General features: G+C 58.7%; 26 protein-coding genes. 12 read left to right on the plus strand and 14 right to left on the minus strand.

Going from position 1 to position 25,541, the window contains the following annotated elements; genetic code table 11:
- The first annotated feature begins 131 nt into the window (after positions 1–131).
- From HB376_RS41680 to HB376_RS07065, 7 genes are all read left to right on the plus strand, one after another.
- A complete protein-coding gene (locus tag HB376_RS41680; protein ID WP_213762713.1) occupies positions 132–992 on the plus strand; it encodes a FliM/FliN family flagellar motor C-terminal domain-containing protein in 861 nt (286 codons plus the stop codon).
- Positions 993–1,053: 61 nt separating this feature from the next.
- Positions 1,054–1,350, plus strand: coding sequence for a flagellar motor switch protein FliN (gene fliN, locus HB376_RS07040; RefSeq protein ID WP_213763027.1), 297 nt, complete (start codon positions 1,054–1,056; stop codon positions 1,348–1,350).
- Complete coding sequence (gene fliP, locus HB376_RS07045; protein WP_213762714.1) at positions 1,347–2,102, plus strand: flagellar type III secretion system pore protein FliP; 756 nt, start codon at positions 1,347–1,349, stop codon at positions 2,100–2,102. The genes fliN and fliP overlap by 4 nt, the downstream gene beginning before the upstream one ends.
- Positions 2,102–2,374, plus strand: coding sequence for a flagellar biosynthetic protein FliQ (locus HB376_RS07050; RefSeq protein ID WP_213762715.1), 273 nt, complete (start codon positions 2,102–2,104; stop codon positions 2,372–2,374). The genes fliP and HB376_RS07050 overlap by 1 nt, the downstream gene beginning before the upstream one ends.
- A gap of 1 nt (position 2,375) precedes the next feature.
- The gene (gene fliR, locus HB376_RS07055) at positions 2,376–3,167 is read left to right on the plus strand and encodes a flagellar biosynthetic protein FliR (protein WP_213762716.1); all 792 of its coding nucleotides are present in this window, start codon (positions 2,376–2,378) and stop codon (positions 3,165–3,167) included.
- Positions 3,164–4,303: a flagellar type III secretion system protein FlhB gene (locus HB376_RS07060; RefSeq protein ID WP_213762717.1), complete on the plus strand. Its 1,140-nt coding sequence runs from the start codon at positions 3,164–3,166 to the stop codon at positions 4,301–4,303. Before fliR ends, HB376_RS07060 begins: the two co-directional genes overlap by 4 nt.
- Positions 4,300–6,393 carry a flagellar biosynthesis protein FlhA gene (locus HB376_RS07065; protein WP_213762718.1) on the plus strand — a complete coding sequence of 698 codons (2,094 nt, stop codon included), beginning with the start codon at positions 4,300–4,302 and terminating at the stop codon, positions 6,391–6,393. Before HB376_RS07060 ends, HB376_RS07065 begins: the two co-directional genes overlap by 4 nt.
- Before the next feature lie 364 nt (positions 6,394–6,757).
- On the opposite strand, the gene HB376_RS07070 is transcribed toward HB376_RS07065, so the two are convergent.
- The 11 genes from HB376_RS07070 to HB376_RS07120 form a co-directional block, all read right to left on the minus strand.
- Entirely contained in the window at positions 6,758–7,888 is a 1,131-nt protein-coding gene (locus HB376_RS07070) for a serine hydrolase (protein ID WP_213762719.1), read from the minus strand.
- Between the two features lie 186 nt (positions 7,889–8,074).
- Positions 8,075–8,503, minus strand: a complete 429-nt coding sequence (locus tag HB376_RS07075; protein WP_213762720.1) for a GNAT family N-acetyltransferase — start codon at positions 8,501–8,503, stop codon at positions 8,075–8,077.
- Between the two features lie 77 nt (positions 8,504–8,580).
- On the minus strand, positions 8,581–9,408 hold the full coding sequence (locus HB376_RS07080; protein ID WP_213762721.1) for a class I SAM-dependent methyltransferase: 828 nt from the start codon (positions 9,406–9,408) through the stop codon (positions 8,581–8,583).
- 253 nt (positions 9,409–9,661) lie between these two features.
- Positions 9,662–10,693, minus strand: a complete 1,032-nt coding sequence (gene alc / locus HB376_RS07085) for an allantoicase (protein ID WP_213762722.1) — start codon at positions 10,691–10,693, stop codon at positions 9,662–9,664.
- Between the two features lie 40 nt (positions 10,694–10,733).
- A complete protein-coding gene (locus tag HB376_RS07090) occupies positions 10,734–11,402 on the minus strand; it encodes an urea carboxylase-associated family protein (protein WP_148223132.1) in 669 nt (222 codons plus the stop codon).
- Positions 11,403–11,404: 2 nt separating this feature from the next.
- Complete coding sequence (locus HB376_RS07095) at positions 11,405–12,202, minus strand: amino acid ABC transporter ATP-binding protein (protein WP_213762723.1); 798 nt, start codon at positions 12,200–12,202, stop codon at positions 11,405–11,407.
- A 5-nt stretch (positions 12,203–12,207) separates the two neighbouring features.
- The gene (locus HB376_RS07100; RefSeq protein ID WP_213762724.1) at positions 12,208–12,882 is read right to left on the minus strand and encodes an ABC transporter permease subunit; all 675 of its coding nucleotides are present in this window, start codon (positions 12,880–12,882) and stop codon (positions 12,208–12,210) included.
- On the minus strand, positions 12,879–13,562 hold the full coding sequence (locus HB376_RS07105) for an amino acid ABC transporter permease (RefSeq protein WP_213762725.1): 684 nt from the start codon (positions 13,560–13,562) through the stop codon (positions 12,879–12,881). The genes HB376_RS07100 and HB376_RS07105 overlap by 4 nt, the downstream gene beginning before the upstream one ends.
- A gap of 18 nt (positions 13,563–13,580) precedes the next feature.
- Positions 13,581–14,216 carry an urea carboxylase-associated family protein gene (locus HB376_RS07110; RefSeq protein WP_213762726.1) on the minus strand — a complete coding sequence of 212 codons (636 nt, stop codon included), beginning with the start codon at positions 14,214–14,216 and terminating at the stop codon, positions 13,581–13,583.
- A 12-nt stretch (positions 14,217–14,228) separates the two neighbouring features.
- Complete coding sequence (locus HB376_RS07115; protein ID WP_213762727.1) at positions 14,229–14,846, minus strand: urea carboxylase-associated family protein; 618 nt, start codon at positions 14,844–14,846, stop codon at positions 14,229–14,231.
- Positions 14,847–14,865: 19 nt separating this feature from the next.
- Positions 14,866–15,714 (minus strand): transporter substrate-binding domain-containing protein, encoded by an 849-nt coding sequence (locus tag HB376_RS07120; protein WP_011494413.1) that lies wholly within the window; start codon positions 15,712–15,714, stop codon positions 14,866–14,868.
- Positions 15,715–15,994: 280 nt separating this feature from the next.
- Here HB376_RS07120 and HB376_RS07125 point away from each other — a divergent pair, with 280 nt between their 5' ends.
- The 4 genes from HB376_RS07125 (at position 15,995) to HB376_RS07140 (ending at position 21,357) form a co-directional block, all read left to right on the plus strand.
- Positions 15,995–16,879 (plus strand): MurR/RpiR family transcriptional regulator, encoded by an 885-nt coding sequence (locus HB376_RS07125; protein WP_213762728.1) that lies wholly within the window; start codon positions 15,995–15,997, stop codon positions 16,877–16,879.
- A 415-nt stretch (positions 16,880–17,294) separates the two neighbouring features.
- A complete protein-coding gene (locus tag HB376_RS07130; protein ID WP_047895418.1) occupies positions 17,295–17,669 on the plus strand; it encodes a BlaI/MecI/CopY family transcriptional regulator in 375 nt (124 codons plus the stop codon).
- On the plus strand, positions 17,669–19,234 hold the full coding sequence (locus HB376_RS07135; protein WP_213762729.1) for a M56 family metallopeptidase: 1,566 nt from the start codon (positions 17,669–17,671) through the stop codon (positions 19,232–19,234). The genes HB376_RS07130 and HB376_RS07135 overlap by 1 nt, the downstream gene beginning before the upstream one ends.
- Before the next feature lie 278 nt (positions 19,235–19,512).
- Entirely contained in the window at positions 19,513–21,357 is a 1,845-nt protein-coding gene (locus tag HB376_RS07140; RefSeq protein WP_213762730.1) for a serine hydrolase, read from the plus strand.
- A 139-nt stretch (positions 21,358–21,496) separates the two neighbouring features.
- Here HB376_RS07140 and HB376_RS07145 read toward each other — a convergent pair whose 3' ends face one another.
- Positions 21,497–22,234: a peptidase E gene (locus HB376_RS07145; RefSeq protein ID WP_213762731.1), complete on the minus strand. Its 738-nt coding sequence runs from the start codon at positions 22,232–22,234 to the stop codon at positions 21,497–21,499.
- A 97-nt stretch (positions 22,235–22,331) separates the two neighbouring features.
- Positions 22,332–22,901, minus strand: coding sequence for a GNAT family N-acetyltransferase (locus HB376_RS07150; RefSeq protein WP_213762732.1), 570 nt, complete (start codon positions 22,899–22,901; stop codon positions 22,332–22,334).
- A gap of 266 nt (positions 22,902–23,167) precedes the next feature.
- On the opposite strand from HB376_RS07150, the gene HB376_RS07155 reads away from it, so the two are divergent.
- Positions 23,168–23,566: a VOC family protein gene (locus tag HB376_RS07155; protein WP_213763029.1), complete on the plus strand. Its 399-nt coding sequence runs from the start codon at positions 23,168–23,170 to the stop codon at positions 23,564–23,566.
- Between the two features lie 390 nt (positions 23,567–23,956).
- Here HB376_RS07155 and HB376_RS07160 read toward each other — a convergent pair whose 3' ends face one another.
- On the minus strand, positions 23,957–25,111 hold the full coding sequence (locus HB376_RS07160) for an NAD(P)/FAD-dependent oxidoreductase (RefSeq protein WP_213762733.1): 1,155 nt from the start codon (positions 25,109–25,111) through the stop codon (positions 23,957–23,959).
- Positions 25,112–25,541: the final 430 nt, after the last annotated feature.

The following is a 25,541-nucleotide window of genomic DNA, read 5'->3' on the forward strand; positions in this document are numbered from 1 at the left end:
TGTTCTTGTGTCTTCTCGCGAATGCCTGTCGAGGCCACTCCCCCTTTTTTAGATTTTGTTAAGACTCTTCGCGCGTCCACGGCGCGACCCTGAGAATCACGGCTTCGTCGAGTTCATCGAGAAGCCCATCCGTGTCGAGATCAAATCAACTTTCCATCGGATCTTTCACATCCAGCCAACCGGTTGTGCTGGACCCGTGCACGCTCGGCAGGCCATTTCACCTGCTCGATGATTTCAATGGCCGCCTGGGCAGGCAAGTCGACCGTGTCCTGAGCAGCCGCTTCAACCGGCGGCGTGGCGCGGCATTCGCTGTCAGCGGCGTGAGCACTGCGTCTTGCGCTGCACCGTCGGGCGGAGCCGTTTGGCGTGGCATTGAGTCGCCGACCGGAGGCGTCGCCGTCAAGATCGCGAGGCGCATGCTGCTCGCGATGCTCGATTGCCACTACGGCAACAAAGGCTCGACGCTATTCGACGATGCCACCCCGGAAACCGAAACCGAACATCGATTCGGCGCGTTGATCAGCACGGCGCTGCTCGATGCGCTGATCACGTGCATCGAGCCGTCGCCCGACCTGACGCTGCTGACCAAGCCGGTGGCTCCGCCCGAGCGCGGCCGCCGTGTGATCCGCGTCGAGATACGGGAGCCGGCTATCGGCCTCGCCGACGCGCTCGAATTCACGCTCGACGATGCCTGGCTAAGCCGGCTGTTCGCGAGCGTCGCACCGGCGCGCGCTTCTGCGTCGCCGGCTTCATCGTTTAACGCGATGCGTCATTCACCCCTCGCCGAACGCATCCCCATCACGGTAAGCGTGCGCATGCTGTCTCGCGACCTGCGGCTCGACGAACTGTTCAATCTGGCGCCAGGCGACATTCTTCCGGTGCGTGTTTCCGACACAGCGGAAGTGCTCGTGGAAGGATCGCGTCTGTACCGGGCTGTGATCGCCGAACAAGGCGGATCGCTTTGGCTCACCTCTTTCGAAGATGTCGAATGACATGAATCCTGACGACGATATCCATCTGGGCCCGAATGACACCTCTGACACCTCCGACGGCATGACGCCGGACTCCGGCCATCCGGCAGGTTCCGGGGCGCGCGTGCCCCGTGTGCAGCGCATGCTGGACAAGATTCCGGTGCGCCTTACCCTGGAAGTAGGTTCCGCCACACTGCCGCTATCCGAGCTGATCGGACTCGAACACGGATCGGTGCTTGAGCTCGACCGGCTGGCGGGCGAACCCCTCGTGATCAAGGTCAACGGCACGGCCATCGGCACGGCGGAAGTGGTTGTGTCGGGCGAGAACTACGGTTTGAAGATCGTCGCGCTGGACGACCTCAAGACACTCGCGCAATGACGCTTCGCACCCGCCGCGGCTACTTTCCGAGCCTGCTGGTTCTAGGCGCGGGTCTCGCGCTGTCGCTGCCGGCGTATGCCGATTCGCTTACGCTATCGAGCGGCACGGGCGGCGAGGCGCCGTTCACGGTCAAGACCCAGATCCTCGTGCTGATGACGCTGCTCGGGCTGCTACCCGCGCTGCTGATGACCATGACGAGCTTCCTGCGCTATGTGATCGTGTTGTCGCTGCTGCGCCAGGCGCTCGGACTGCAACAAGGTCTGCCGAGCCGCATAGTTACCGGCGTCGCGCTGGTGCTCACGCTGCTTACCATGCGCCCGGTCGGCGAGGAAATCTGGACCAAGGCGTTCCTGCCCTACGACCAGGACAAGATCGGCATGCAGGAGGCGCTGCGCACGGCCGGCGCACCGCTGTCGCGGTTCATGCTCGCGCAAACCAGCAAAGCCACGTTGGCCCATATGGCGAAGCTCTCCGGCGCGCAGCCCGTCGAGAAGCCGGAAGATCACGCTTTCCTCGTGAAACTATCGGCGTTCGTTCTTAGCGAATTAAAAACGGCCTTCCAGATTGGTTGCATGCTGTTCATTCCGTTTCTCGTGATCGACATCATCGTCGCGTGCATTCTGATGGCAATGGGCATGATGATGTTGTCGCCGCTGGTTGTCTCGTTACCGTTGAAACTGCTTCTGTTCGTCCTCGTCGACGGCTGGTCGCTCACGGTCAACACGCTGATCACCAGCGTGCGGAGCTACTGATGTTGACGCCGGACCTGGCCGCGGATATTGCGAACGACGCATTGCGCCTCGTGATGCTGATCGTGATCGTGCTGATCACGCCGGGGCTCATCACCGGTCTGCTTGTCAGCATGTTCCAGGCCGCTACGCAGATCAATGAGCAGACCATGAGTTTCCTGCCGCGTCTGCTTGTCACGCTGGTCGCATTGGGCGTGGCTGGACCGTGGATCGCCGACCGCCTGATGCATTATTGCGTCGATATTTTTCAGCGTGCGGCGCACATCGCCGGCTGATATGGAGCAGGTTTTCCGGGAGTTGCAGCCGCTCGTAGCCACGATCATGTGGCCGTTCTGCAGAATCGTGGTGGCCCTCCTCAGCGCTCCGGTACTCGGCGAGGTCATGGTCCCGATGCGAGCGAGGATCATGCTGGCGCTGCTGCTGGCCGTCGTGATCGTGCCCGGGTTGCCGGCAATGCCGGCGGTCGAGCCACTTTCGTTGCAAGGCAGTATCGCCATGGCCGAGCAAATCCTGATCGGCGGAATGCTCGGTTTCGTGTTTCATCTCGTGCTGGCCGCGCTAATGATATTCGGCGCAACGGTTTCGTCGCAGATGGGCCTGTCGATGGCCCAGATCAACGACCCGTTGAATGGGCAGTCATCCGATGTCGTGTCGAGCCTGATGTACGTGGTGTTCATCCTGTTGTTCTTTGCAGTGGACGGGCATCTCCTCATCACGCAAATACTGGTCAAGAGCTTTCATATCTGGCCGGTGGGCAGTCTCGCCTTCGACACAGGCGCGCTCAAACGGCTCGCATTGGCGCTCGCGTGGATGTTCTCGGCGGCACTTGCGCTCTCGCTGCCGGTGGTATTCGCCACGATGGTCATGCAGATCGGCCTCGGTTTCCTGAACCGCGTGGCACCGACCCTCAACCTGTTCGCGCTCGGCTTTTCAGTCACGACGATGTTCGGCCTGCTCCTTCTCACGCTACTGATGCCTTCGCTGCCGGACCATTTCAACCAGATGATCAGCCATGTGCTCAATCTGCTGGACCAACTCGCGCTGCCGCCGCGCACGGAGCTGTCATGAGCGAAGCAGGCGCGGCTGACAAGACAGAGAAACCAAGCGCGAAGAAGCTGCGCGACGCCAGGCAAAAAGGTCAGATCGCCCGCTCGCGAGACATGGCGACCGCGATCGGCGTGTTCGTCAGCCTCAAGCTGCTGGTGATCATGGTTCCCGGTTGGCTCGAAGACTGCCGCAGGCTATTTGCGCTGTCGTTCGCGGACCTGAGCGGCGAGAACGCCACGGACAACGTCGCCTCCATGCTGTTTTTCAGCGTCCTGATGATGATTGGCAAGATGACGTTGCCGCTCGCCGCGGTACCGCTGTGCATTGTCGCGGGTTCGCTCTTTCCCGGCGGCTGGAGTTTCACGCCTGGTCATTTCGCGCCCAAGGCCAATCGGCTCAGTCCGTTGGGCAACCTCAAACGGCTGGTATCGGCCAAGCACTACATCCAGGTTGCCACGACGATTCTCAAAGCGCTCGCGCTCGGCGTCGTGTTGTGGTGGACCTGCCGGGCGAACCTGATCAGTTTCGTGCGCCTGCAAGGTACACCGCTTGCCGACGCATTGCTCGGCGGCGCGGATCTGCTGCTGAATTCGGTGCTGGCCCTGTCCGGCGTGTTGATCGCGTTCTCGCTGATCGACGCACCCGTGCAGCAATGGATCTTCATGCGCGGTCAGCGCATGAGCAAGAAAGACCTCAAGGACGAATACAAGACCACCGAAGGCAAACCTGAGGTCAAGAACCGCATCCGTCAGTTACAACGGCAACTGGCCCAGGCAGGTATCCGCAAGACGGTACCCACGGCGGATGTGGTGATCGTCAACCCGAACCACTACGCAGTAGCGATCAAATACGACGATTCGAAAGCGCAAGCGCCGTACGTCGTTGCAAAGGGTATCGACGAGACGGCTCTGTTCATTCGTCAGGTGGCGAAAGAATGCCGCATCGAGGTGCTGGAAGCACCACCGCTTGCCCGCGCGATCTACAACACGAGCCAGGTCAATCAGCAGATTCCCGCCGCGTTATACCGCGCGGTCGCACAGGTGTTGACCTATGTATTGCAGATCAAGGCCTTTCGTAACGGCCAGCGCTCCGCCCGCCCCGGTCCGCCGGCCGGCTTCGATATTCCAGACCATCTCACCAGGACACACGAGTCATGAAAGCGTCGTTTCCTTTTCTGAAAAGCCTGCGCCGCGCCAGGTTCGCCGCTCCGCTCGCCCTGCTCATCCTGCTCGGGATGATCATCCTGCCCTTGCCGCCGTTCGTGCTGGACGTACTGTTCACGTTCAATATCGTACTGGCGATCGTGGTTATTCTGGTGAGCGTCTCCGTCAAGCGGCCGCTCGAGTTTTCCGCTTTCCCGACCATCATCCTCACCGCGACGCTCATGCGGCTCACGCTGAATGTCGCGTCGACACGCGTCGTCCTGCTCAACGGCCATACCGGCACGCATGCGGCGGGCCAAGTGGTCGAGGCCTTCGGCAACGTTGTGATAGGCAGCAACTTCGTGGTGGGCCTCGTCGTCTTCGTGATCCTGATGATCATCAACTTCGTTGTGGTCACGAAGGGCGCCGAGCGGATTTCAGAGGTATCGGCGCGCTTCACGCTTGATGCGCTGCCCGGCAAGCAGATGGCTATCGATGCCGACCTGAACGCCGGGCTCATCACTCAGGAAAAGGCGCAACAACGACGCGCCGAAGTCACCTCCGAAGCCGATTTCTACGGTGCGATGGACGGTGCTTCGAAGTTCGTGCGCGGCGATGCGATTGCGGGCATCCTGGTGCTGATCATCAACATGATCGGCGGCCTTGCGATCGGCACGTTGATGCATGATCTGAGCGTCGCGGACGCGTTCCGTCAATATGGTCTGCTGACGATCGGCGACGGTCTCGTTGCACAGATCCCCGCACTGCTGCTCTCGTCCGCCGCCGCAATCATCGTCACGCGGATCAGCGACGCCGGTGATTTCGAACAGCAGGTCGGCAGGCAATTGCTGGCATCACCCTCGGTGCTGTACAGCGGCGCCGCGCTGATGGCCGCGCTGGCCGTGATCCCCGGCATGCCCACGTTAATCTTTCTCGTCTTTGCCGCTTTGCTGGCGTTTGTCGGGCGAAGGATGGCACGCCGTATCACCGCGGCCGAAGCGGGCGAGGACGTCGGGCAGGTTCAGGCTGCCCTGCTTGCGACCGCGCCGGCGGCGCTCGACTGGAACAGCATCCCGTACGTGGAGACGCTGTCGGTCTCGCTCGGCTACCGGCTTTTGGGCATGGTCGATGAAGGGCAAGGTGCGCTGCTCATCAAGCGGATTGGCGGGACCCGTCAAAGCCTGTCCGAGTCGTTGGGTTTCCTGATACCTCGCATTGGCGTGCGTGACGACCTCAGCCTGCCGCCGTCGCAGTACGCCATCATCCTGAGCGGCGCCACGGTGGCACAAGCGCAGGTGTATGACGACAAATTGATGGCGATTGCGTCGCCTGCCGTCTACAGCGAACTCGACGGCATTCCCGGCGCCGATCCCGCCTACGACATGCCTGTCACCTGGATTGCTCCGTCGCAGAAGGCACACGCGCTGGGGCTCGGTTATCAGGTCGTCGACGCCCCGACGGTCATTGCGACACACTTGTCAAAGGTCGTGCGCGACCATCTGCCTGAGTTGTTCAGCTATGAAAACGTGACGGCGATGCTCGATCGGCTGAGCGCTGTCGCGCCGGCGCTTGGGGACGCGCTTGGCAAAGCCTTGACGCACAGCCAGCTGCGCCGCGTGTTCCGTATTCTGCTGACCGAAAACGTTTCGCTTGGCGACATCGAGACCATCGCGACAACGCTGGTCGAAGCCTGCGAAACCACCAAGGATCCGATCCTCCTTGCTGCCGAGGTTCGTTGCGCGCTGCGCCGGCAGATCGTGGCTGCGCTGATGGGACACAAGTCGGAAATCAAGGGCTACAGTCTGGCGGGCGAGCTGGAGAACATGCTGCTCGGCGCGCTCAGCCGCGCCGAGCAGGCGGCCACCAGGGTGCCGCTCGACAACTTCCCGATCGATCCGAACGTCCTCGCGCAGTTTCAGGCCAACATGCCCGGCATACGCGATCAGATGAAGCAGATGGGCACGCCCCCGCTCCTGCTGGTGATCCCCCGCATCCGGCCGATTCTTGCGCGTTACGCACGTATTTTCGCGCCGGGGCTGAACGTGCTCTCGTATAACGAGGTGCCTGAGGCGCGCGATGTGAGTATTGTTGGAAGCTTGGGGTAGAGGGAAAAGGGGTGCAGGTGACGCCGTCGCTAACTTGGTTCGGTCTGCCGTACATGTTGCCGCGCTGACGGGCGCAGCACAGGCTATTGTCGGGAAACGGAATTACTTGGACTAGTGCGCAGTTGGTTAGACACGAAAGTACGGAATTGATTGGACTTCCCGGAATCGGCAGCGACAGTCTAAAAAGGCGGTGGCCGTTGGGTGGTCGTTCTGGGAAGGTGATCGGCACTTCACGATCCACTTGCCGTCATTCGAAATCCTCAAAAGCGGCCATTCATTTTTGCGGTATTGGCTTATGCAGTGAATCCCCTTCGTATGCGGATGCCACAGAAGCGCCCAAAGCCATCGCCTGAAAACTCGGCTTCTAGCTGCCGCTGAGAACTGGGTCTCGCCCAGGATCTTTCGCGTGAGCGGCAGTCAGAATTAGCCACATTAAGTGTCCCATCTGCTGTTCGGTGACTTTGTTGCCGTTTCCTAAAAGACCAAACAGAGCGCGGGTGTTGGTCTGATGAACAACGACGAGGTCGTCTACGGGATCTACGATAACAAATTGACCATCTAAACCATCCGCCCAAAAACTGGCTGCTGGCAAGTCTTGCGTGTCTAGATGTTGACCACGTCTACTCGTCCACCATAGATAACCGTAGCCAGCGTGCATTATCGCGTCGGAGTGAGGCGTCGTACTCTCTGCGACCCATGACGCGGGTACGACCTGCTGATCTTTCCATCGACCATCGTTAAGATATAACAAGCCAAACCGCGCGAGGTCGCGCGCGCTCATCTTGAATAGGTATGCAGCATGCAACGAGTCCGAACCTCGCTCGTAGCTTCCGTCGCTCACACGATAGTCTTGCATTTCCAACGGACCAGCTATCTGACTTTCGAATGCTTCGAAGATTGATTTCCCAACGGCCTTTTCGTAAATGGACCCGAGGGCATTGAAATCCCAATTGTTGTAATACCAGAAGGTGCCGGGCGCATGCGATCCCCGCGTCGGTCTCACGCGCCGCTCGCGATCGGTTTCATAGAGTGCGACGTGGTAAACGCCGGACTTTGATTCGAGTAGGTCTCGTACGGTAGCTCGCTTCTCGCTATCGGTGAGCGTCGGAGACACGTCGTCTATTCCCAGCGTCCCAAGCGTGTCGTCCAGATGGAGCTGATGGGCATTGACGGCGATGCCAGTGAGCGCGCTCAACAAGCTCTTTCGTGCGGAGTAGATCTTGTATCGATGGTCAATGTCACCCCAACTCGCGACGATACTACCGTGTTGGATCGCAATGAAACTTGTCGTGCCTATCTGTTTCGAGTAGTCGTGTGCTTCCGTCAAGATCTTCGGATCCCATCCGGCCGCTTCAGGAATAGTGCGGCTCCATTCAGCACCTGGGTATAGAGTCGGCTGGGCCGCGTCAGCGGAGATCTGACTGAACAAGGTCGAAATCGCCAGAACAGCAAGCGATACTGGTCTCGAACAAATGCCTCGTCGTCGGCTGGTCATATCAGAATTCCACATGAGGGTTACGCAGTCTACAAGCTGTTGCTTTCGGGTCGCTTTAAGCGCGCCGACGCATCAAGATCGTTAACGATTTTCCGAGGTGCGTCGAACGGTCGGTCGTGGCCGAACCCTGAAGCTCGCGGTGCCGTGTCGCTCCCCCGCCAACCACTTAGCCGCAGCAAGGCGAACTCAGAGCGGCGACCAAGCCGTGAAATGTCGCTCGGCAGTGGAATGAGTAACCGCAAAGCCATGTCGCTCGTAGAAGCGTCGAGCAGGATTGACGCGGAGAACGCGCAATTGAATCGGCTTTTCGCTGGCACCGGCGCGTTTGATAATCCGCTGTATCAACGCCGCGCCAATGCCGCGATTCTGGTGACCAGGCAAGATGCAAAGTGTCTTCAAAACCAGAACGCCAGGTTCATCGATTAAGGCAACGCATCCGATCTCCTCGCCGTTGCCCCGGATGATTTCATGGATGCCCGCGTTGAAATCGTCGGGACTATCCGGTCGCCATTGCCCCCATGTCTGCTCGACATATCTACGCATGCATGTTTCGGTGACAAATGCTACGAAGTCTCGGTCTTGTTCGACAGCGGGGCGTAAAACGATGTCGGGCATCTGCCGGCTCCCAGATTTTACCTTTTTGTCGATTGTCACCGATGTACGTGCGGGAGTCGAGTGACCGAAATTGGCCGTTAGGCAGCACTAGCCTGGATAAGACGCAGGCCCCATCCCGTCTTTAACGTTCCGTCTTCGCGTTGCATGGGCGCAAACGCCGACAATAGTTCGCTCTTGAACTGTGCGCGCGCTGTTTCCGACATCCTGTCTGCATCGTAAGTGTCCAGCATGTCCAACCATAACTGCTCGGGCGTAGGCGTCCAGTCAACTTCGATGTCTTCGAAGACGACATTAACGAAACCATGCTGGAGTAGTTCGCTCCAACCGGTTTCGCTGCGTGTGCGCGCGTCACCGAGTGGCAGGTGTGTCAGGTTCGCCTTCGCAATCGGCCTGAATATGTCTAAAAAGACTTCACCAACTTCCCCGGTCAGAAAGGCCCGCCCGACGACAGCGGAAAGACTACCGCCTTCACGCAATACCCGACGAATTTCACGGATGACTTGCTCTATGTCGTCCATCAACATCAAAGCCATGTGCGACAGAACGTAGTCGACCGAGCCAGTATCAAGCGACAACTCTTGTGCGCGCTCATTGATTAAGCGAACATCCTGCGGCAGCACCGCCCGGGCAGCGCTCAACTCGCCGTCGCTCATGTCGAGGGCGATCAACTTCGTTCCTGCGTTGCCCCTGTCGTTCAGAATTTGCAGCAGTGGTCCATCACCGCATGCCAGATCGAGCACGGTGCGCGACATCCCATCATTCGGCACCCGCTCTGCCAGCGCATGATAGGAAGACGGGTATTCTGCATGCGTGGATCGCGCAGGGTGGTTGCCATAGGCCCGGCGCGTTGCTCCTGCCCGGCGTCGATGAAAATCTTTTAAATAGATTTCTGCTTGGGATGTCATTCTTGCGTTACCCGATTGTTCAATTCTTGGTTCTACGCCTGGACTCTGGATCGTCCCTCTCGTGAGGAATTGTCGACGAAGCAGATCACGATGTCGACTGGCCGTTTCTGGCCGGACCCTGGCTGACGGCGATCGGCGCTATTCGACCCATTGCCGTCGCTCAGACTGGGATTTGGGCCAAAGACCGCTTTGGAAGAAAGCGGCCACTCGATCGCTAAGCATGAGTCGTGAGTTGTCTCGAGTAGATTGCGGATTAATGGCGGTGAAGGCTTGCTTTGGATAAGGTCGAGGACCGACCCATCAGCCTCAGCCGCGAAACGCCACCATCCGGCAATATATTGAAGCGCACATGTGTAACAGGCATGCTTTGGGTCGACACAAAGGTATGAACTCTGTCCATCTCCAGCTTTTGCTCGCCGAGCAACACCGGCCAGAACATCGATTGCGTAATCAGGGACTCGTCCGTTCCGGCTCTGACGAACGCGCCTTGTAGCGAGCATCGGTCTGCAAAATTCCCCTTGAAATGCGCCGTGTCGACGCTGATCTGACTAATTTCGCCGGGCGTCGCCAATTCGATGATGCACCAGTCGCAGCCTGGTTGGCGGCGTCGGCGGGTTTCCCAGCCTTCGCCCATGTTGGCGGCACGCGTCGGCAACAGCAGGTTCGATGCCGACCCGTAATGCTGATTGTTCGCGGCGACGATTCGCGCACCGTTCATGGCGGACGCGAGATCGAGTTCGACGCCTGGCGACAAGTCCCGGTGAGGCTGGCCGTACACGCGCAAGCGGGCAACACCGCCATCCGGATAGATGTTCAGGCGCACGTGTGTATAGATGTCGCGAGTGGCTGCATCGATCGCACGATAGTGATGCGCGTTGCCGTTCAGCGCGGTCGCCGCCAGCACCTCAGTCCATGGCGCATGGGCGGGCGGAATATCGTCGTCGCAACGGCAAGCATCGATAGACGCGGCCGGCGGAAAGTTGCCGGTGAAATGACTGGTGTCGATATCGACGCCCATCAGTTCCCCTGCCACGCTTAACTTGACGATACAAAAATCGTAGCCCGCCACGCGCTTGCGGCGCGATTCCCAACCGTCCATCCATTTGCCGTTGTCGTCGTATTTGCCGGCGATGAAAACGGCCGGATTGGGATCGAGCATGCGCGCCATCGGCGCAAAGAAGTCGTCGCTGGTGAGCACGGCCTCGGCACCGAGGCGCGGGTCCGCGAGGTTGATGCCGGTGCGCGTAAAGGCAGGGGCGCCGGGATCGAGAGTGGGTAGAGCCATGTATCGTTGAGCCAGATGATCGGTTGATGAACGGGGACGCTCAGGCGAGCGGAACCCACGAGTGCGTGCCCTGCAGATCCGACTCGAAATCGTCGAGCACGACAATGTCCACAGGCTTCGGCGTGTTGTCGCCCTGCCCCTGGATCTTGACAATGTCCTGCGGGCAGGCTGAGAACGCGACGAAACAATCCATTTCCGCACGCAATGTGATGAACTCGCCGGGCTTCGTCACCGTGGGTAACGTATGCAGTGTGATGCCGTCGGGCTGCACGCGGATGTTCATGAAGATGTTGAACGACGCAAGATTTTGGCGAGGCGGTGTGACGCCGAGTTCGAACATGCCTTCGAACATGTTGTCGCAACAGTTGCGATGATAGCCACGCACGCCCAGGAGTTCGTAGCGCTTGCGATCGCAGGCCGCCATAAAAGTGTCGTGGACACCCGGCGTTGTATCCTCGACGACAGTCAGCACCGGATGACGCTGATTGGTCACGAAGCTGTCGCCGACCACCGGGTTGAGCCGCTGGTTCCACACTCGCGTGGTTTCCATGCACATGTATTCGTTCAGGTCGTACGCATTCCAGGCCCAGCAATCCACCACCTGGGTACCATGCGTATTGATGACGCGTACGGCTTCGCCTGCTTTCAGCCGGACGGCTTTGCCGTGGCCGGCGGGAACAGTCGACGTGGGTTGATTCGTGTAGCTCATGATCATTTGGTTTCCGGGTTGAAGCGGTAAAGGAATTGCTGGAGACGGGGCGACGATGGCGTATCCAGCACCGTTTTGGGCGGCCCCTGTTCGACGATGCGTCCGCCGTCCATGAAGATCACGTGGTCGGCAACATCGCGGGCGAAGCCGATCTCGTGCGTGACGACGATCATCGTCGTGTCCTTTGCGGCGAGACCTCGCATTACGCCGAGCACTTCCCCGACCAGTTCCGGATCGAGCGCGCTGGTCGGCTCGTCGAAGAGGATCACTTCCGGCGTCATCGCCAGCGTGCGTGCGATGCCCACACGTTGCTGCTGTCCGCCCGACAGGTTCGCCGGCATCGCCGTGTGCTTGCCGCTCAAACCAACCTGGCGCAGCGCCTCTACCGCAAGATCGCTCGCGGCAAGGCGGCTCATCCGCTTGACCGACAAAAGGCCCTCCATCACGTTTTCGAGCACTGTCATGTGCGGCCACAAGTTGAAGCTCTGAAACACCATTCCTATCCGGCTGCGCTGCGTGCGTATTTCGCGGTCGGGCCGCGGGCTGATCGAGCCGTTCGCATTTTCGCGCATGCCAATACGCTCGTCGCCGATCCAGATCGCCCCATCATCGGGCGGAGAAAGCCAGTTGAGGCAGCGCAACAGAGTCGATTTGCCGGACCCGGAAGGGCCGAGTACGCAGACCGTTTCGCCGCGCGCGACGCTCAGGTCGACGCCGTCGAGAATGCGATTCTGACCAAACGACTTGACGATGGCGCTGGCCTTCAGTGCAACGGGCGTCGTGTTGCCGGACGGGTTCATGTAATTCACCGGGGCGAAGCGACCCGTTGGGCGCGGCCAAGACGGCGCTCCCAATGACGGGTCGACAGATGGATAACAGACGTCGCGGCCCAGTAGACCAGTGCGACGACGAAATAGACTTCCAGTGGCGCGTAAGTCTCAGACACGACGGCCTTCGCGGCAAACATGAACTCGTGCACCGAGATCATGGAGAGCAGCGCTGAATCCTTGACCAGACCGATCGACAGGCCGGTCAGCGTGGGTAGCAACAGCGGCATCGCTTGTGGGGCGATGATGCGTCGCGCGATTCGCGCCGGCGACATGCCTATGGCCACACCCGCTTCGATCGTGCCCGCAGGCACGGCAGCGATGGCCGCCTGAATCACCTCGGCGACGTACGGGCCGTAGTAGATCGCGAGCGTCACGGTGCCGATCAGCGGAGCCGGCAGCAGCACGCCGAACTCCGGCAGCACGAAGAACGTCACATATAGCAATACGAGCAAAGGCAAACCGAGCGTCAAGGCGGTGTAGCCGCGAATCAGCGCGACCAGCCACACTGCGCCGCGACGTTGACCGATCGTCAGCAACACGCCGAGTACGCCCGACATGACCGCGCCAGCCGCACAGAGCCAGATCGTGCCCCCCAGCCCTTGCACGAGTTCGGGCCAGTAGCCCGACAGAACCCCGAGGTCGAACGTCATCGATTGCCTCCGGTTGCGATGCGTGGAGCATGTGCTTCGCGCGGCTTGCGCTGCACACGTCGTGCGGCGTAGATGACCGGCAGCGCGACTGCCAGGTAGCCGACGCTGACCAACAGCATCACTTGCGTCGATGTATAGGTGCGAGCGATCACGATCTGCCCCGCATACGTCAGTTCGGTGACGGCAACGACCGACGCGAGCGGCGTGGTCTTCAGCAGAATCGTGAATTCGTTGATGAGCGCGGGCAGGCTCGCTTTGAGCATCTGCGGCAACGCAATGCGCAGCGCAATACGGATTGGCGACATGCCGAGCGCGATCGCGGCTTCATACTGACCGGTCGTCACGACCCGCAAGTTGCCGCGCAGGATTTCCGCCGTGTAGGCGCCGCTGTTCAGGCCCAGAGTCAGCGCTGCCGCCAGCATCGGCCGACCGCCCAGCCCAATCAACGGTAGTGTGAAAAACAGCATGAACAGTTGCACGAGCGCCGGCGTGCCTCGCATGAAACTGATGTAGAGGCGCGCAAGCCAGCGTAACGGCGCACAACGCGTCAGTTGCAGCGCCAATGCGAGATGGCCGAACACAACGCTGCCGATCGCGCCGAGCAGCGTCAGTTCCACGGTCAGCAACCAGCCGTCGATTAAGGCCGGCAGGCTGTGGATCACTTGTGGGTCGAAGCCCATTGCGGCATTTTCCCGGAATCAGAGTTCGTCGAGTTCTTCTGCGGTCGACAGTTCGAGCGCACCGGGAGTGTCGTTTCCCGCAATGCCTGTGCAACACGCCGACACGATGAATACCATGTCCGTGACGACGCGGCAGGCGATGAAATCGCCAGCCCGTGTGGTGTTCGGCAGCGGCTCGATACAGCCATCGCGATGCAGTGCGACGTGCATGAACAGGTTGATCGGATCGGGGATTTTCGGCGGCTTGAGGCCGAGCGTGGCAATCACCGCGCCAACCGATTCGACGCAACCGGTTTGGCCGGCGTAACCGTGTTCGGCGAGATAGGCGGTCGTGGAGGCAGGCAGCAACAAGTCGTGCTTGCCGCTCGTGTCCTTGCCGAGGACCATCAGCGCGCGGCGACGGTTGCTGACGATTCGCATGCCTGCCTGCAACACATAGGAATTGCTGAAAACGCGTGTGTGATGAACCGACATATAGACGTCGTCGTTAATCCGGCTGAAGGCGAACATCGAGGCAACGGCACCGGGTTGCCTGGCCTTGATGCGAAGAATCTGGCCGGCTTTAACTTCGATGGCGCGGCTTTCGCCGGCTGGCACGGCGATGATTTGCGGCGGCAGCGCAGCGCGCGCGGGCGGTTCTTTGAGAAGCAGCATGATTGAGTCCGTTCAGGCGGCGACGAATGTCGCGGGCAGGATGGAAATGGCGATGTCGGTGACCTTCAGGCCATTGCCGGGAATGATGTCCTGCGGACACGATGACACTGCGCACACCAGGTCTTCGAGCACATCAAAGGTGATGTAGTCGCCCGCCTTGCTGGTGGGGTCGGTGACCTGCATCCGGCAGTCGGCGGTGACCGGACCGTTCTGGAACAGATTGAACGGCTCGGGCACATCGAACGACGACAGTCCGTACAGCGCGAGACCCACGTGCATGTTGTCGAGGCAGTTGCGATGCCCGATCACGTTGAAGTCGACCGTAAAGCGCGTGTCGTCGCACGCGGGCACATTGGCATCGTGAACGCCGACGGTGTCCTCGACGACCCGCAACAGCGGCCGTCCCAACGACGAATACAGCGCGTCGCCGACATTGAAAAACAACGTGCGAAGCTGTCGGCGCGTATGTGTCGGCGACAGCTTCTCCGTATGGTTCGAGGCGACGAGTGCCACGAAGTCGGCGGCTTGCTGCCCTTCGACATCGATGATCGTCAATCGTTGGCCGGCCTTCACTTCGAAAGTGCGGCCGTGCCCTGCCTTGACGGTGAGAGTCTGAACTGGATCTGTCATTTGATTCGGCATGCTGGCGTTACTGCTGGGGAATGAAGTCGGACGTCGGCGTATCGAAGCTCACGCCGAGGCTGGCTTTTTGCAGGCGGGCGAGTTCGCCGGATTTTTTCATCGCGATGATCTCGTCGCTGATCGCCTTGTTCAGACGCGTGTCGTCCGGCCGAGTCGCCAGCGCGATCCATTGCGACGGGCCGAGTTCACCGGTCGACTTGAGTTTGCTCGGGTTCTGCTTGATCACGCCGGCCAGCACGGTGATATCGTCGAACACGAAATCGGCGCGGCGCGTCAGCAAGGCGGCGACCGTCTGGTCCACGCTATCCACGCTGATCAGCGTGATCGGCGCGAGGCCCTTGGCCTTCAGCGTTTCGTTGAACTGTTTGAGAATCTGCTCGGGCGCGCTGGCGCTCTTGACCGCCGCGGTCAGGCCGGCCAGCGATTCAATCGTGGCTTTCGCCGGGATCTTCTTGAAATCGGCGCGGACGAGTGCGCCGTTGACGGTCTTGCTGGTCGGGACCACGTATGCGAGACGCTTCGCACGTTCAGCAGTCACGTTCAATGCCGACCCTTCGATATCGAACGAATGCGCGAGCAGGCCGGGGATGATGCCGCTGAACGCGAGACGCTGATATTCGATCTTCACGCCCAGGTGCTTCGCAACAGCCGCGAGAATCGCGGGATCGAAGCCGACAATGTTGTTGTTTGCATCGGTGTACTCGTATGGCGCGAATGTTGGATCGATGCCGACTGTCATCGTGCCGCGGCTCTTGATGTCGTCGAGCGTATCGGCGCTGGCGGCGACGGTGTTGATCAACGCGGCGAACGGCAACAACGCGGCAAGGGCAAGGCTGGAGAAGCGGCGCTTCGACATCTTTGAAAACTCCCGTAGACAGGTGGACGATGCAAGACGTAATGCATGATCCGTACCAGTGAAGACAGTGAAACGCGTGTTTCAGGAATTTAAATCGGAAAACATGTGTTTCTAAATGGCCTTGAGAGAAACAATCATTTCACGTTCGTGCCCGCAGACCTATAATGAAGCCCATACCACACGGCGCCGCCCTGCACTCGTGCCGTGCAGGCAAGTCTACGTGCACGCTTGCGGTGCCGAAACCGCACCACGATGCGTAACTCCCTATCCATCAGCCCAAATGCCAACCGCTCAAACAAAAAAAGAGAAGCGACCGCCAGCGTCTATCGAAAGCCGGATTGCAGAGTGTTACGACGAACTGTCTGAAATCGATCAACGGCTTGCGGACGTGATTCTGAGTGCGCCAGGGCAACTGGCGATGCAAACCGCCACTGAACTTGCGTCCAGCGCGCAAGTGTCGAAGGCAACCGCCACGCGGTTTTTTCAGAAGCTGGGGTATGCGTCTTACGACGACGCCCGCGCGATTGCGCGCGCGGCACAGGTCGGCGGTTCGCCGCTGTATCTCCAAAACAGGGGCCGTAAAACGGCGGGGTCGAAACTCGACGATGTGATCCAGGCGCATCTGCAACACGAAGTCGAAAACATGGCGAACACCTATCGTTCGCTCGATACGCAAGTGCTGAGCGAAGTGGTCGACGCCATCGCGCAGGCGCAGCGGGTGGCGATCATTGGCTATCGGCATAGCCATACCGTCGCCACGATGATTCGGCGAGAGCTGATTCAGGTCCGTTCGGACGTGATGTTGCTGCCCGCGCCCGGCGACACGATCGGCGAATATCTAGCCGACCTGAACGCGAAGGATCTCGCGATCGTCATCGGCTTGCGCCGCCGTGTGCCTGCGGTGGGACTGGCGACGGCCGCGCTGGCCGACGCCGGCGTGCCGGTTGTGTATATGTCGGATGTGATTGCAGGCAAACCCGCGCGACTGGCGCGCTGGGTGATCCGCTGTCACACGGACGGCCTGATGCTGTTCGACAGCAAGGCCGGTATGACTGCGGTGGTCAATCTAATCTGCTCGCTGGTCGCGGAGCGGCTGCTCGATCGCAGCAACAGCCATTTGCAGCGCGTCGAAGTACTGCACGACAGCTTGCGTGAACTGGAGTGAACCCGGCTTCAGCAGAAATTGACACCGTGTATTACAAAATTGTCGCGATCGATGTACTTGATTATCTCTTTCCGAGATTGCTTTGTTTCAGAATTGAATTCGCCGATGACCGCTTCTAAGTAAATGAGCAGTCGTCCAAATCCGTTGGAAATTCTTCGTTCGACTGTCTGCTTTGTCTGGCCGGACCCTGGCTGACGGCGATCGGCGCTGTCCGACCCACTCCGATCGTTCGACTTTCTCGATAGCTGACCTCGACATGGTGTACGGACCGGATCCAACGCGTCGCCCAAAATTATCCCGTTGCGCTAGGTCGAATGACTTCGAGGCATTGCTGAGGTATGTCAACTACATTTATAGTTGACATACAAAAATGGCGTGCTAGCATCTACTAAACCTTTAGTAGACGGAGGTACTTTTGGAGATCATCCTTACCGACCGCGAGGCCGACGTCATGCAGATATTGTGGGAGCTGGGACCTTCGATAGTCGCAGACGTCCGTGTTGCTCTCCACGATGAGCTTGCCTACACAACCGTGCTCACGATTCTTCGCACGCTTGAAACCAAAGGTTACGTTTCGCATACCGAGGAAGGCCGTGGTCATCGGTACTTCTCTACAGTGAAGCAGCAGGCTGCTCGGAAAAGCGCGCTGCGCCATTTGACAAGCAAGCTTTTCAAGGGATCGACTGAGCTTTTATTCGCACAACTGGTCTCTGAAAGGAACTTGAAACCGGACCAGATTCGTCGCATGCGAGAGTTGCTGGACAAACACTCCGACGAGGAGAACTCTTGATGCTGACATGGATGGCGTATGCGATCTTGGTGTCATTGGTTCTTTCTATAGCCGCTCTTTGCGCCGAGCACTTAGCCCGCCGACGTAGGGCTGCAAGCCGGTGGTATTGGTTGATTGCAATCATTACTTCGTTGTTGATCCCGACTGCCATGTCGTCGATATCAATCAAAGTACCCCAAGTCTTCAGCCCCACGGTTTCGCAGAAGGTAGTCGCTCTCAGGCAGGTCACGTCCGCACATTTGTCTCCACTCACCTGGATCGACGTTACGATTGCTCCGTCCAGGCTGGAAACAATGGATGCAGTACTTAAGCGCGGATGGTGTGTCGCATCGCTTGCTTTGTCGTTTCTCCTTTTTGTAAGCGCGTTAAACCTGCATTCCAGAAAAAGAAAATGGGAGACAAGTACGGTCGCGGGAACGGCGGTTTATATTTCTGAAAACGTTGGACCGGCAGTCGTCGGCCTTATCCGACCGCGCATCGTTGTTCCCACGTGGCTGACACACTCATCCCTCGCCCAGCAGTCAGCGGTTATCTCACATGAAAAGTCACACATTGCGGCAGGCGACCCGCAACTACTGGCAATGTGCTTGTGCCTGATCGTGCTTATGCCGTGGAATCTCCCGATCTGGTGGCAGTTAAGACGGCTTCGATGTGCCATCGAGATTGACTGCGACGCACGAGTACTGAAGGGAGGGCAAGATTTCACGACCTACGGTGAGACTCTCATCGCCGTCGGCGAGCGCCAGTCGCGTTATATCGGGTCTGTCGCAGGTATGTCGGAATCGCGATCATTCCTGGAAAGACGGCTGCGCATCATGACTCACAAAGCTGTTAAGCCCAGATTTATAACCGCCGCCTTTCTCGTATGCAGTTCAACCGCGCTCGTAGTTTTTGCAGCGCAAGTGAGCCCACCTGACATGACCCAGCCATCGGACGACCACCAATACATCCATCTCGCCCCTGACATCGTTGATCGCTTCGTTGGAACCTATAAGGCAAACGAATTCTCGGTGCTGAGGGTTACGCGGGATGGCGACCGTATCTTGACCACGTTCACCGGTGAAAGAACGATCGAGAATTTTCCGGAAAGTGCGACACAGATCTACGCTCCATCCGTCAAAGGCACGATCAACTTCGACGTGGACCAGCAAGGCCATGTGACGAGGGCGGTTCTACATCAATTTGGAAACACGCTCGACATGCAACCTATCGATCCGGCGAGCGCACAGCAGATCGAAGCCTTTGTCGCTGACAAGATCAAAACCCAGACGGCTACGCCGGGCAGCGAAGCGGCCCTTAGGAGCTTGATCGGAGGGCTTGTCGCCGGGAACCCCAACTATGCGGAACTGAGCCCGGCACTGGCGAATGCGACGCGTGAGCAGCTTCCTCGCTTGAGAGAATCGCTAAATCGACTAGGCACACTGCAAACTCTGACGTTTATAGGTGTCGGCGGAAAAGGCTGGGACGTCTACCAGGCTCGCTTTGAACATGGATTCACGATCTGGCGGTTAGCCTTACTTAGCAACGGGATCATAGACGGAGCATTGGTGACTTCAGGTCCTTAAGGCGATACGAAAGGCCCGCAATTCAGTGCGACCCTTTTCGAAATTTCTGACACTAACGCTGAACTTCGCCCCATCGTCTTAAATCGGCCAGGCCGGCCGTGGTCATGGGTTGGCGAGCGAAGCGTCCATCCCGGGGCGAATCTATCGCTGCCGATCGCACCCGATTGACCCGGTCCAGTTCTGCCGCTGAGAGCGGTCACACTAACATCAGCGATAGTCGCGCGTTTTCACGAGAAGCTCTGGATCTACACGGATTCATTCTATTGAAAGGAAGTTCGATGCTGAACGATCCAAGCAAGATAGGTTTGGGCGATGTCGATGCATACGCCGAAACACTTGTGCGCGACTGGCACGCACCGGGGGTCGGCGTAAGCATTGTCAGAAACGATGAGGTATTGCTAGCGCGGGGCTACGGCCATCGCGACGCTGCGAATGCGCTGCCGTTTACCGCCTCGACGCTGTTTCCGATTGCGTCGAACACGAAACTGTTCACCGCGATCGCCGCAGGGTTGCTGGTCGAACGTGGAGTGCTTACCTTCGATGAGCCGATTCGCAATGCAGTTCCCAGTCTGCTATTTTACGATCAATCACTCGACGCCGCTGTCACGTTACGCGACATGCTCGGGCACAAAACCGGCGTGCCTCGCTATGACATGATCTGGTACGGATCGGACTATTCGACAAAGGACCTCTTTGAGCGTGTCCGGTTCATGAAGCCGATCGCTCCGCTGCGATCGCGAATCATCTACAACAACATGATGTACGAGGCGGTTGGCCACATCATCGAGTTGATAAGCGGAAAGCCGTGGCATCAGTTCGTCAAGGATGAGATTTTGACGCCGCTTGGGATGCACCGGACCTTGTTCACGTACGGGGAAGCTAAAACAGATCACCAAGGGGACTACGCGATACCTTTCTCCGAACGACGCGAAAGCGATGAATTTTGGCAAGTACCTGCTCCGAAAGACGATGAATGCAGTCCAGCGGGCAGCATTGTCGCGAGCCTGGGTGACATCGCACGGTGGTCGATCATGCTGATGAACGACGGCCTGATCGACGGCAAGCAACTCATCCCTGCGAGTGTTCTAAACGCGACGCTCGCTCCCGGCTTGCCGTGGCCAAACGAAATGAACGATGTTCTAGGCTTCGAGTGCGATCTCAATGGCATTTATGGCATGGGGAGGATGACAGCGGTGTTTCGCGGGCATCTATTGACAAGCCATGGCGGTGCCTTGCGCGCGTTCCATTCGCAGGTGTCATATTTGCCGAAAGAGAAGATCGGCATCTCCGTATTCGTGATCGGCGACCATTGCGCAGCGCTCAGCAATGCGATCGGTTTTGACCTCTATAGTCGCGCGCTTGGTCTCGACGCGACCGACTGGACGGCGCGCCTGTACGAGTTTGGCGTAAAGGAGAAGAACACGATGCGCAAGGCGCGGGAACGCTCGGTGCCGCGAGGAGTTCCAGATACGCGCCCATCACACGACTTGGGAGATTATGTCGGCTCATACGAGCACCCTGCATACGGACAGCTGCATATCACGACTGACGGCACACAACTTCGATTCGGTTTTCGCCATATCAACCAGCCCCTGAATCACTTCCATTACGACCGTTTCGACACCCCAGTTGACGAGGCAGACGGCGCATGGTCGGTTTTATTCCTTACTAGCGCCCTGGGCGACATCGATCGTGCGGCGATGCGTCTTGATGAGGCCGAGGCCGTGTTTGTTCGTCGGCCGATACGTCCTGATGCGGAGTTGCTTGCAAAACTAGTCGGTACCTATGAGACACCTTTCGGCGTAAAGATCGGCATCAAATTAAGTCGTGACGGCGACATCTTGTTATGCAGTCCGGGCGAACCTGCAAACGTACTCGAAACATTTGTAGGCATGCAATTTCGCAGCAGCGCGTTTCCCGACATCACGTTCGAATTTGTCCTTGAGGAGGGTCGCGTGATAGCGCTTCGTCACTGGGATTCGCATGCGGAAATTGAATGGAAGCGTACTAACAATGCTGTACCCTGCCGCTTTAAACATGTTGCATGTTCCGCTACACCAAAATTTATTCTGAAGGACTTGTTGCTGAGAGATAGGCGAAGGATTGCAAAGGTCGTTTGCTGACGGTTCGCAACATTGGTCTGACTGTTCGCTCCTGGCCGCTGTCTGCCTGACGCGATCGGAGGCACCCCACCCTGAAAATCGCTTCACGCTATCCAAAGCCAGAAATCTAGTTCGTGGGTTTGGCACACTGGCCGATGCATCATGGGCCCGTGATGTCGCGCAATTGAACAGCGGCTAGCGGCGTCTCAAGAATTTCATCGTCAATCTTCTCGACTCGATAAGCAGTCGAACCGGGTGCCCAAGAAACCACCTTCTCGATCTCGCGATCCGCAAAAAGAACAGCAGCGCGATCGTCGATAGCCACGGTCCGCGGCATCCTTCCAAGGCGCATTTCCGACAGAAAATTAACGCGTCGCTCTGGAATATTGATGTTGCTGTAATGGGCTGCGCAAGCTCCTGGAATCAGGCCCAAACCGCGCTGCAAACCATAATTCCCCTGTTCAAACGGCCCACCTAAGCCCGTCTCAAACCAACACATGGCGCCTGCGCTCATACCGGCGAGGAGAATACCTTGGTCCCACGCTTCGGAAAGAGTGCTATCCAACCTCCACTCGCGCCAAACCGCCAGCGCCGACCGGAGATGTCCACCACCAACGAATATTGCGTCTTGACTCAAAAGCCGATGCTTATAGTCAGTGTAGGGAATTACGTTGGAACCCCATCCGTTGAAGAACGAGAGATTTGACGTTTCGAAGCCTAGCGCTCCATAGGCGGCATGGAACTTGTCGATTTGTGCGGCGTTATCTCCGCTAGGAGTTGGAATAAAACAGATTCGCGGGCGGGACTTTCCCAACAACTCTTGTATATAGGCGTCGATGGGTGACGGCTCCTTTTCAGTCGTAAATCCGCCGCCGCCAATTGCAAGAATCCGTCGCATTTATCCTCACTTCCTATGGAAAGGTGCTCGCATTCTTGACGATCTACGAGCCAAAGTCGATTGGCGGTTTTTGGCCGAACCGAGTCCGACAGGTTCCTCAGTCGTCTAGCTCAATGCGGTAGCGAAGAGACTCAGCGAGCCCATAGGCCGCCGTCTTTCTGAAGCGCTCCATCAAGACACCGTTGCAGGCTGCGATAACCCTTTGCGAGGCTATGTTTTCGGGATCAACTGTTAACTCGACATAGGGCAAACCCTGTCGCTTCGCTTCGCCCAGCATCAAATTGAGCGCCTGCCGTGCGTAGCCGTGGCCTCTCTTCCACGGCACGACCGAGAAACCGATATGTCCGAGTACATACGGCGGCAGTTCGGCGGTTCCGGCCTGCCAACGAAATCCGATCGCGCCGCAAACTTCGCCGTCCCAAACCCATCGGACAACGCTTGGCAGGCGGGCGACAGTCGAGCCATCAGGCAAAGGAATCGGGCCGCCCGATGCAGTCGGGTCATCCAGGCCGTCGACAAACGCCTCCGCGTTCACTCCGATAGCGTGCAATTGTTCGCGTGCAGCGACCTCTTTACGAACGTTGTCAGGTGACCAACCCGCCTCAAGGGCAGAAATGTAGCTCGGCAGCAATGCAGTCGTAGGTCTCAATAGTTCAATTGCGTGCATTTTTTGTTCGGTGCGCGTAGGGAGCAATGATTGTCAACAGTTTAAGCCGCGCCATTGAATGTCTCAAAATGGCCGGTTAGCGCCTCGTGCAACCAGCATATGCGGCCCGAACTTCACAAAGCTGCAACCAGCAGTACGCGACCCGAAGCGGTCCCATGAGCAGACAGAAAGCAGTCGTTCGGTGCGTGGGGCAAATGATTGAGGTCCGGAGGAACTGATGCAATCATGATGCTCGGGAGCACCGCTCGCCTTCGGGAAAAATGGAAATGATTTCACACGTTTTTGTGGGCGTTACCGACTTTGATCGTGCCTTCAGGTTTTACTCGGCAGTTATGGAAGATCTGCGGCTCGAGTTGAAGTTCTGCGAGAGAGACAGACCATGGGCAGGCTGGATGGCAGCGTCCGCACCCCGTCCGCTGTTCCTGATAGGCCGGCCATACGACGGCAATCCGGCTCATTGTGGAAACGGCCAGATGATTGCGCTGCTAGCCCCTGACCGTGGAGCAGTTGCTAGTGCGCACGCCAGCGCTCTGGCGACTGGGGGCTCATGTGAAGGGGCACCTGGCCTGAGACCCCAATATCACTCTCACTACTACGGTGCATACTTTCGAGACCCTGACGGAAACAAGATTTGCGTTTGCTGTCACGACCCGGTGTCGGCGTAGCAAGGACACTCGATTCCTAAACACTCAACACTCATTTCGTCAACTGGCGTCACGCCGCTGCCCGCAACAATGGCTCACTGTTGCACGTCGACTGATTGTGGGCAATCCCGAAGGGCCGATGTGGCCGGACCCGGAAGTACGCGGTCGACCCGACTAGCACGGGACTTGATCGAATGCCGAACTTCCCTGGCCGACCCAGTGCGGCCTTCCGCGGGCGCGGGGTTGACCGCCGGAAACCGGAGGTTCAGTCCCATTGCCGACTGGTGTTACTGCCGACTTGTCACGGGTTTCGCTGAAGTGCAGATATTGGCCCGATCCACCAAAGAAGCGAATTCAACCAAGGATGAGTTGCACCACTTCTTTATGCCGGACCAGCCGCCCGGCATGCGGCTAGCGTGCAGAGAACATCTCCACCACGCTTTGAGGAGCGCCGTTGCCGAAGAAGCGCCGATGATTCTGAGCCGTCTGATCAGCGAAGGTGGCGCTGCGAGGAAAGAGCGCCCGTTCATACGTCGCCAGCGCGGACTCTATGTCGCCAGGATGGTCGCGCAGCGCTTGGCCGAGTTCGGCGCCATCAAAAATAGCGAGATTGGCTCCCTCGCCCGCGAACGGCGACATCAGATGAGCAGCATCGCCCACGAGAGTAACGCCGGAAACGCGTTCCCAACGGTGGTCGACCGGCAGGGCATGAATGGGCCTCACGACGGGCGCAGTGTCGCTATCGGTGATCAATGCCCGGAGTTGGGTGGCCCAACCCTCGAACTCATTTGCGAGGTGTTTCAATGCGGTCGCGGGCTGACTGAAGTCGATGGCGCCGATCCACGCTTCAGACCTGTTCAACGCGACGTAGGTGTGCAGCGTGCCGTTCGCGTAACGGTGCGCCAGAATGCCTTTGCCCGGCTCGACCGCCATCAGCGTGCCGCTGCCGATTGCCTTCGCGCTGGCTGCGTGTCGGATATCGCCGTCAAAGAGACTGATCTCCACGAAGGTCGTGCCGATGTACGCTGGCTTTGCAGTAGAAACAAGCGGACGAACTCTTGACCAGGCTCCGTCGGCCCCAACCAGCAGATCTGTTGTCGTCGAGCCGTCGGCAAATACCAGGTGGTGCTGCCCGCCGGCGAGGCGGTTCGCCTGTGCGAGCTTGCAGCCCCACCGGATGGCGTCTGCAGGCAGGGACTCGATCAAGAGACGACGCAGCGCGCCCCGGTCGACCTCAGGCTTGGTTGTACTACCCGAGCCGGGCTTGTCGAGCAGGACGTCGCCGTGTCTGTTGACGACACGCTTGGCATCTTCGCCTGGGAGTGCGAGGCAGAGGAACTCCTCGTGCAGACCAGCGGCCTTCAGCCCAATCTGGCCGTTGTATTCGTGGATGTCCAGCAAGCCGCCCTGCGCTCGCGCATCGGGCGATGCTTCGGCTTCGTAGATTGTCGCGGGGATGCCGTTCACGTGCAGGACACGTGCCAGCGTCAATCCGCCAAGTCCGGCGCCGATGATGGCGATGCGGGGATGAATCGAAGGATACAAGGAGTCGAGGTGGCTTTTCATGGCGCGTTCCGGTAACTACGAACATGCGCACGGGCGCGCGAGAGTTCATAGGAAGTCCGACATATGTCGGGGGAAACGCTGGCCAACCTTGCTTGAAGAAGCTTGGGTGACGTGTACGCGGCTATCCGATAGCGAAGCTCAAGAGCAAAACAATCAGACGGCCGTTTTTCGCGGTATTCGAGCACGAATTGTCGCACGGGCTGTCGCCCCGGGCAATTCATGCGTCGTTAGGAACTGCGTTCCGGCCAACGGAACCACATGGCATTCATGTATGCAGTTCCGACCGACGTGAAGAGGATGCCTGCCGGAAAGCGGCCGCTGGCGAATGGCCGCACGCAGCCTTCCACTACCACCGCAACCCAGGCCAATCTCCCCCCGGCGAGCCTAATAAATTCGCGTCATAAATCCGATAAGTCCAAGTTATTGATTA

The sequence above is a fragment of the Caballeronia sp. dw_19 genome (genome assembly GCF_018449515.1).
GTDB lineage: Bacteria > Pseudomonadota > Gammaproteobacteria > Burkholderiales > Burkholderiaceae > Caballeronia.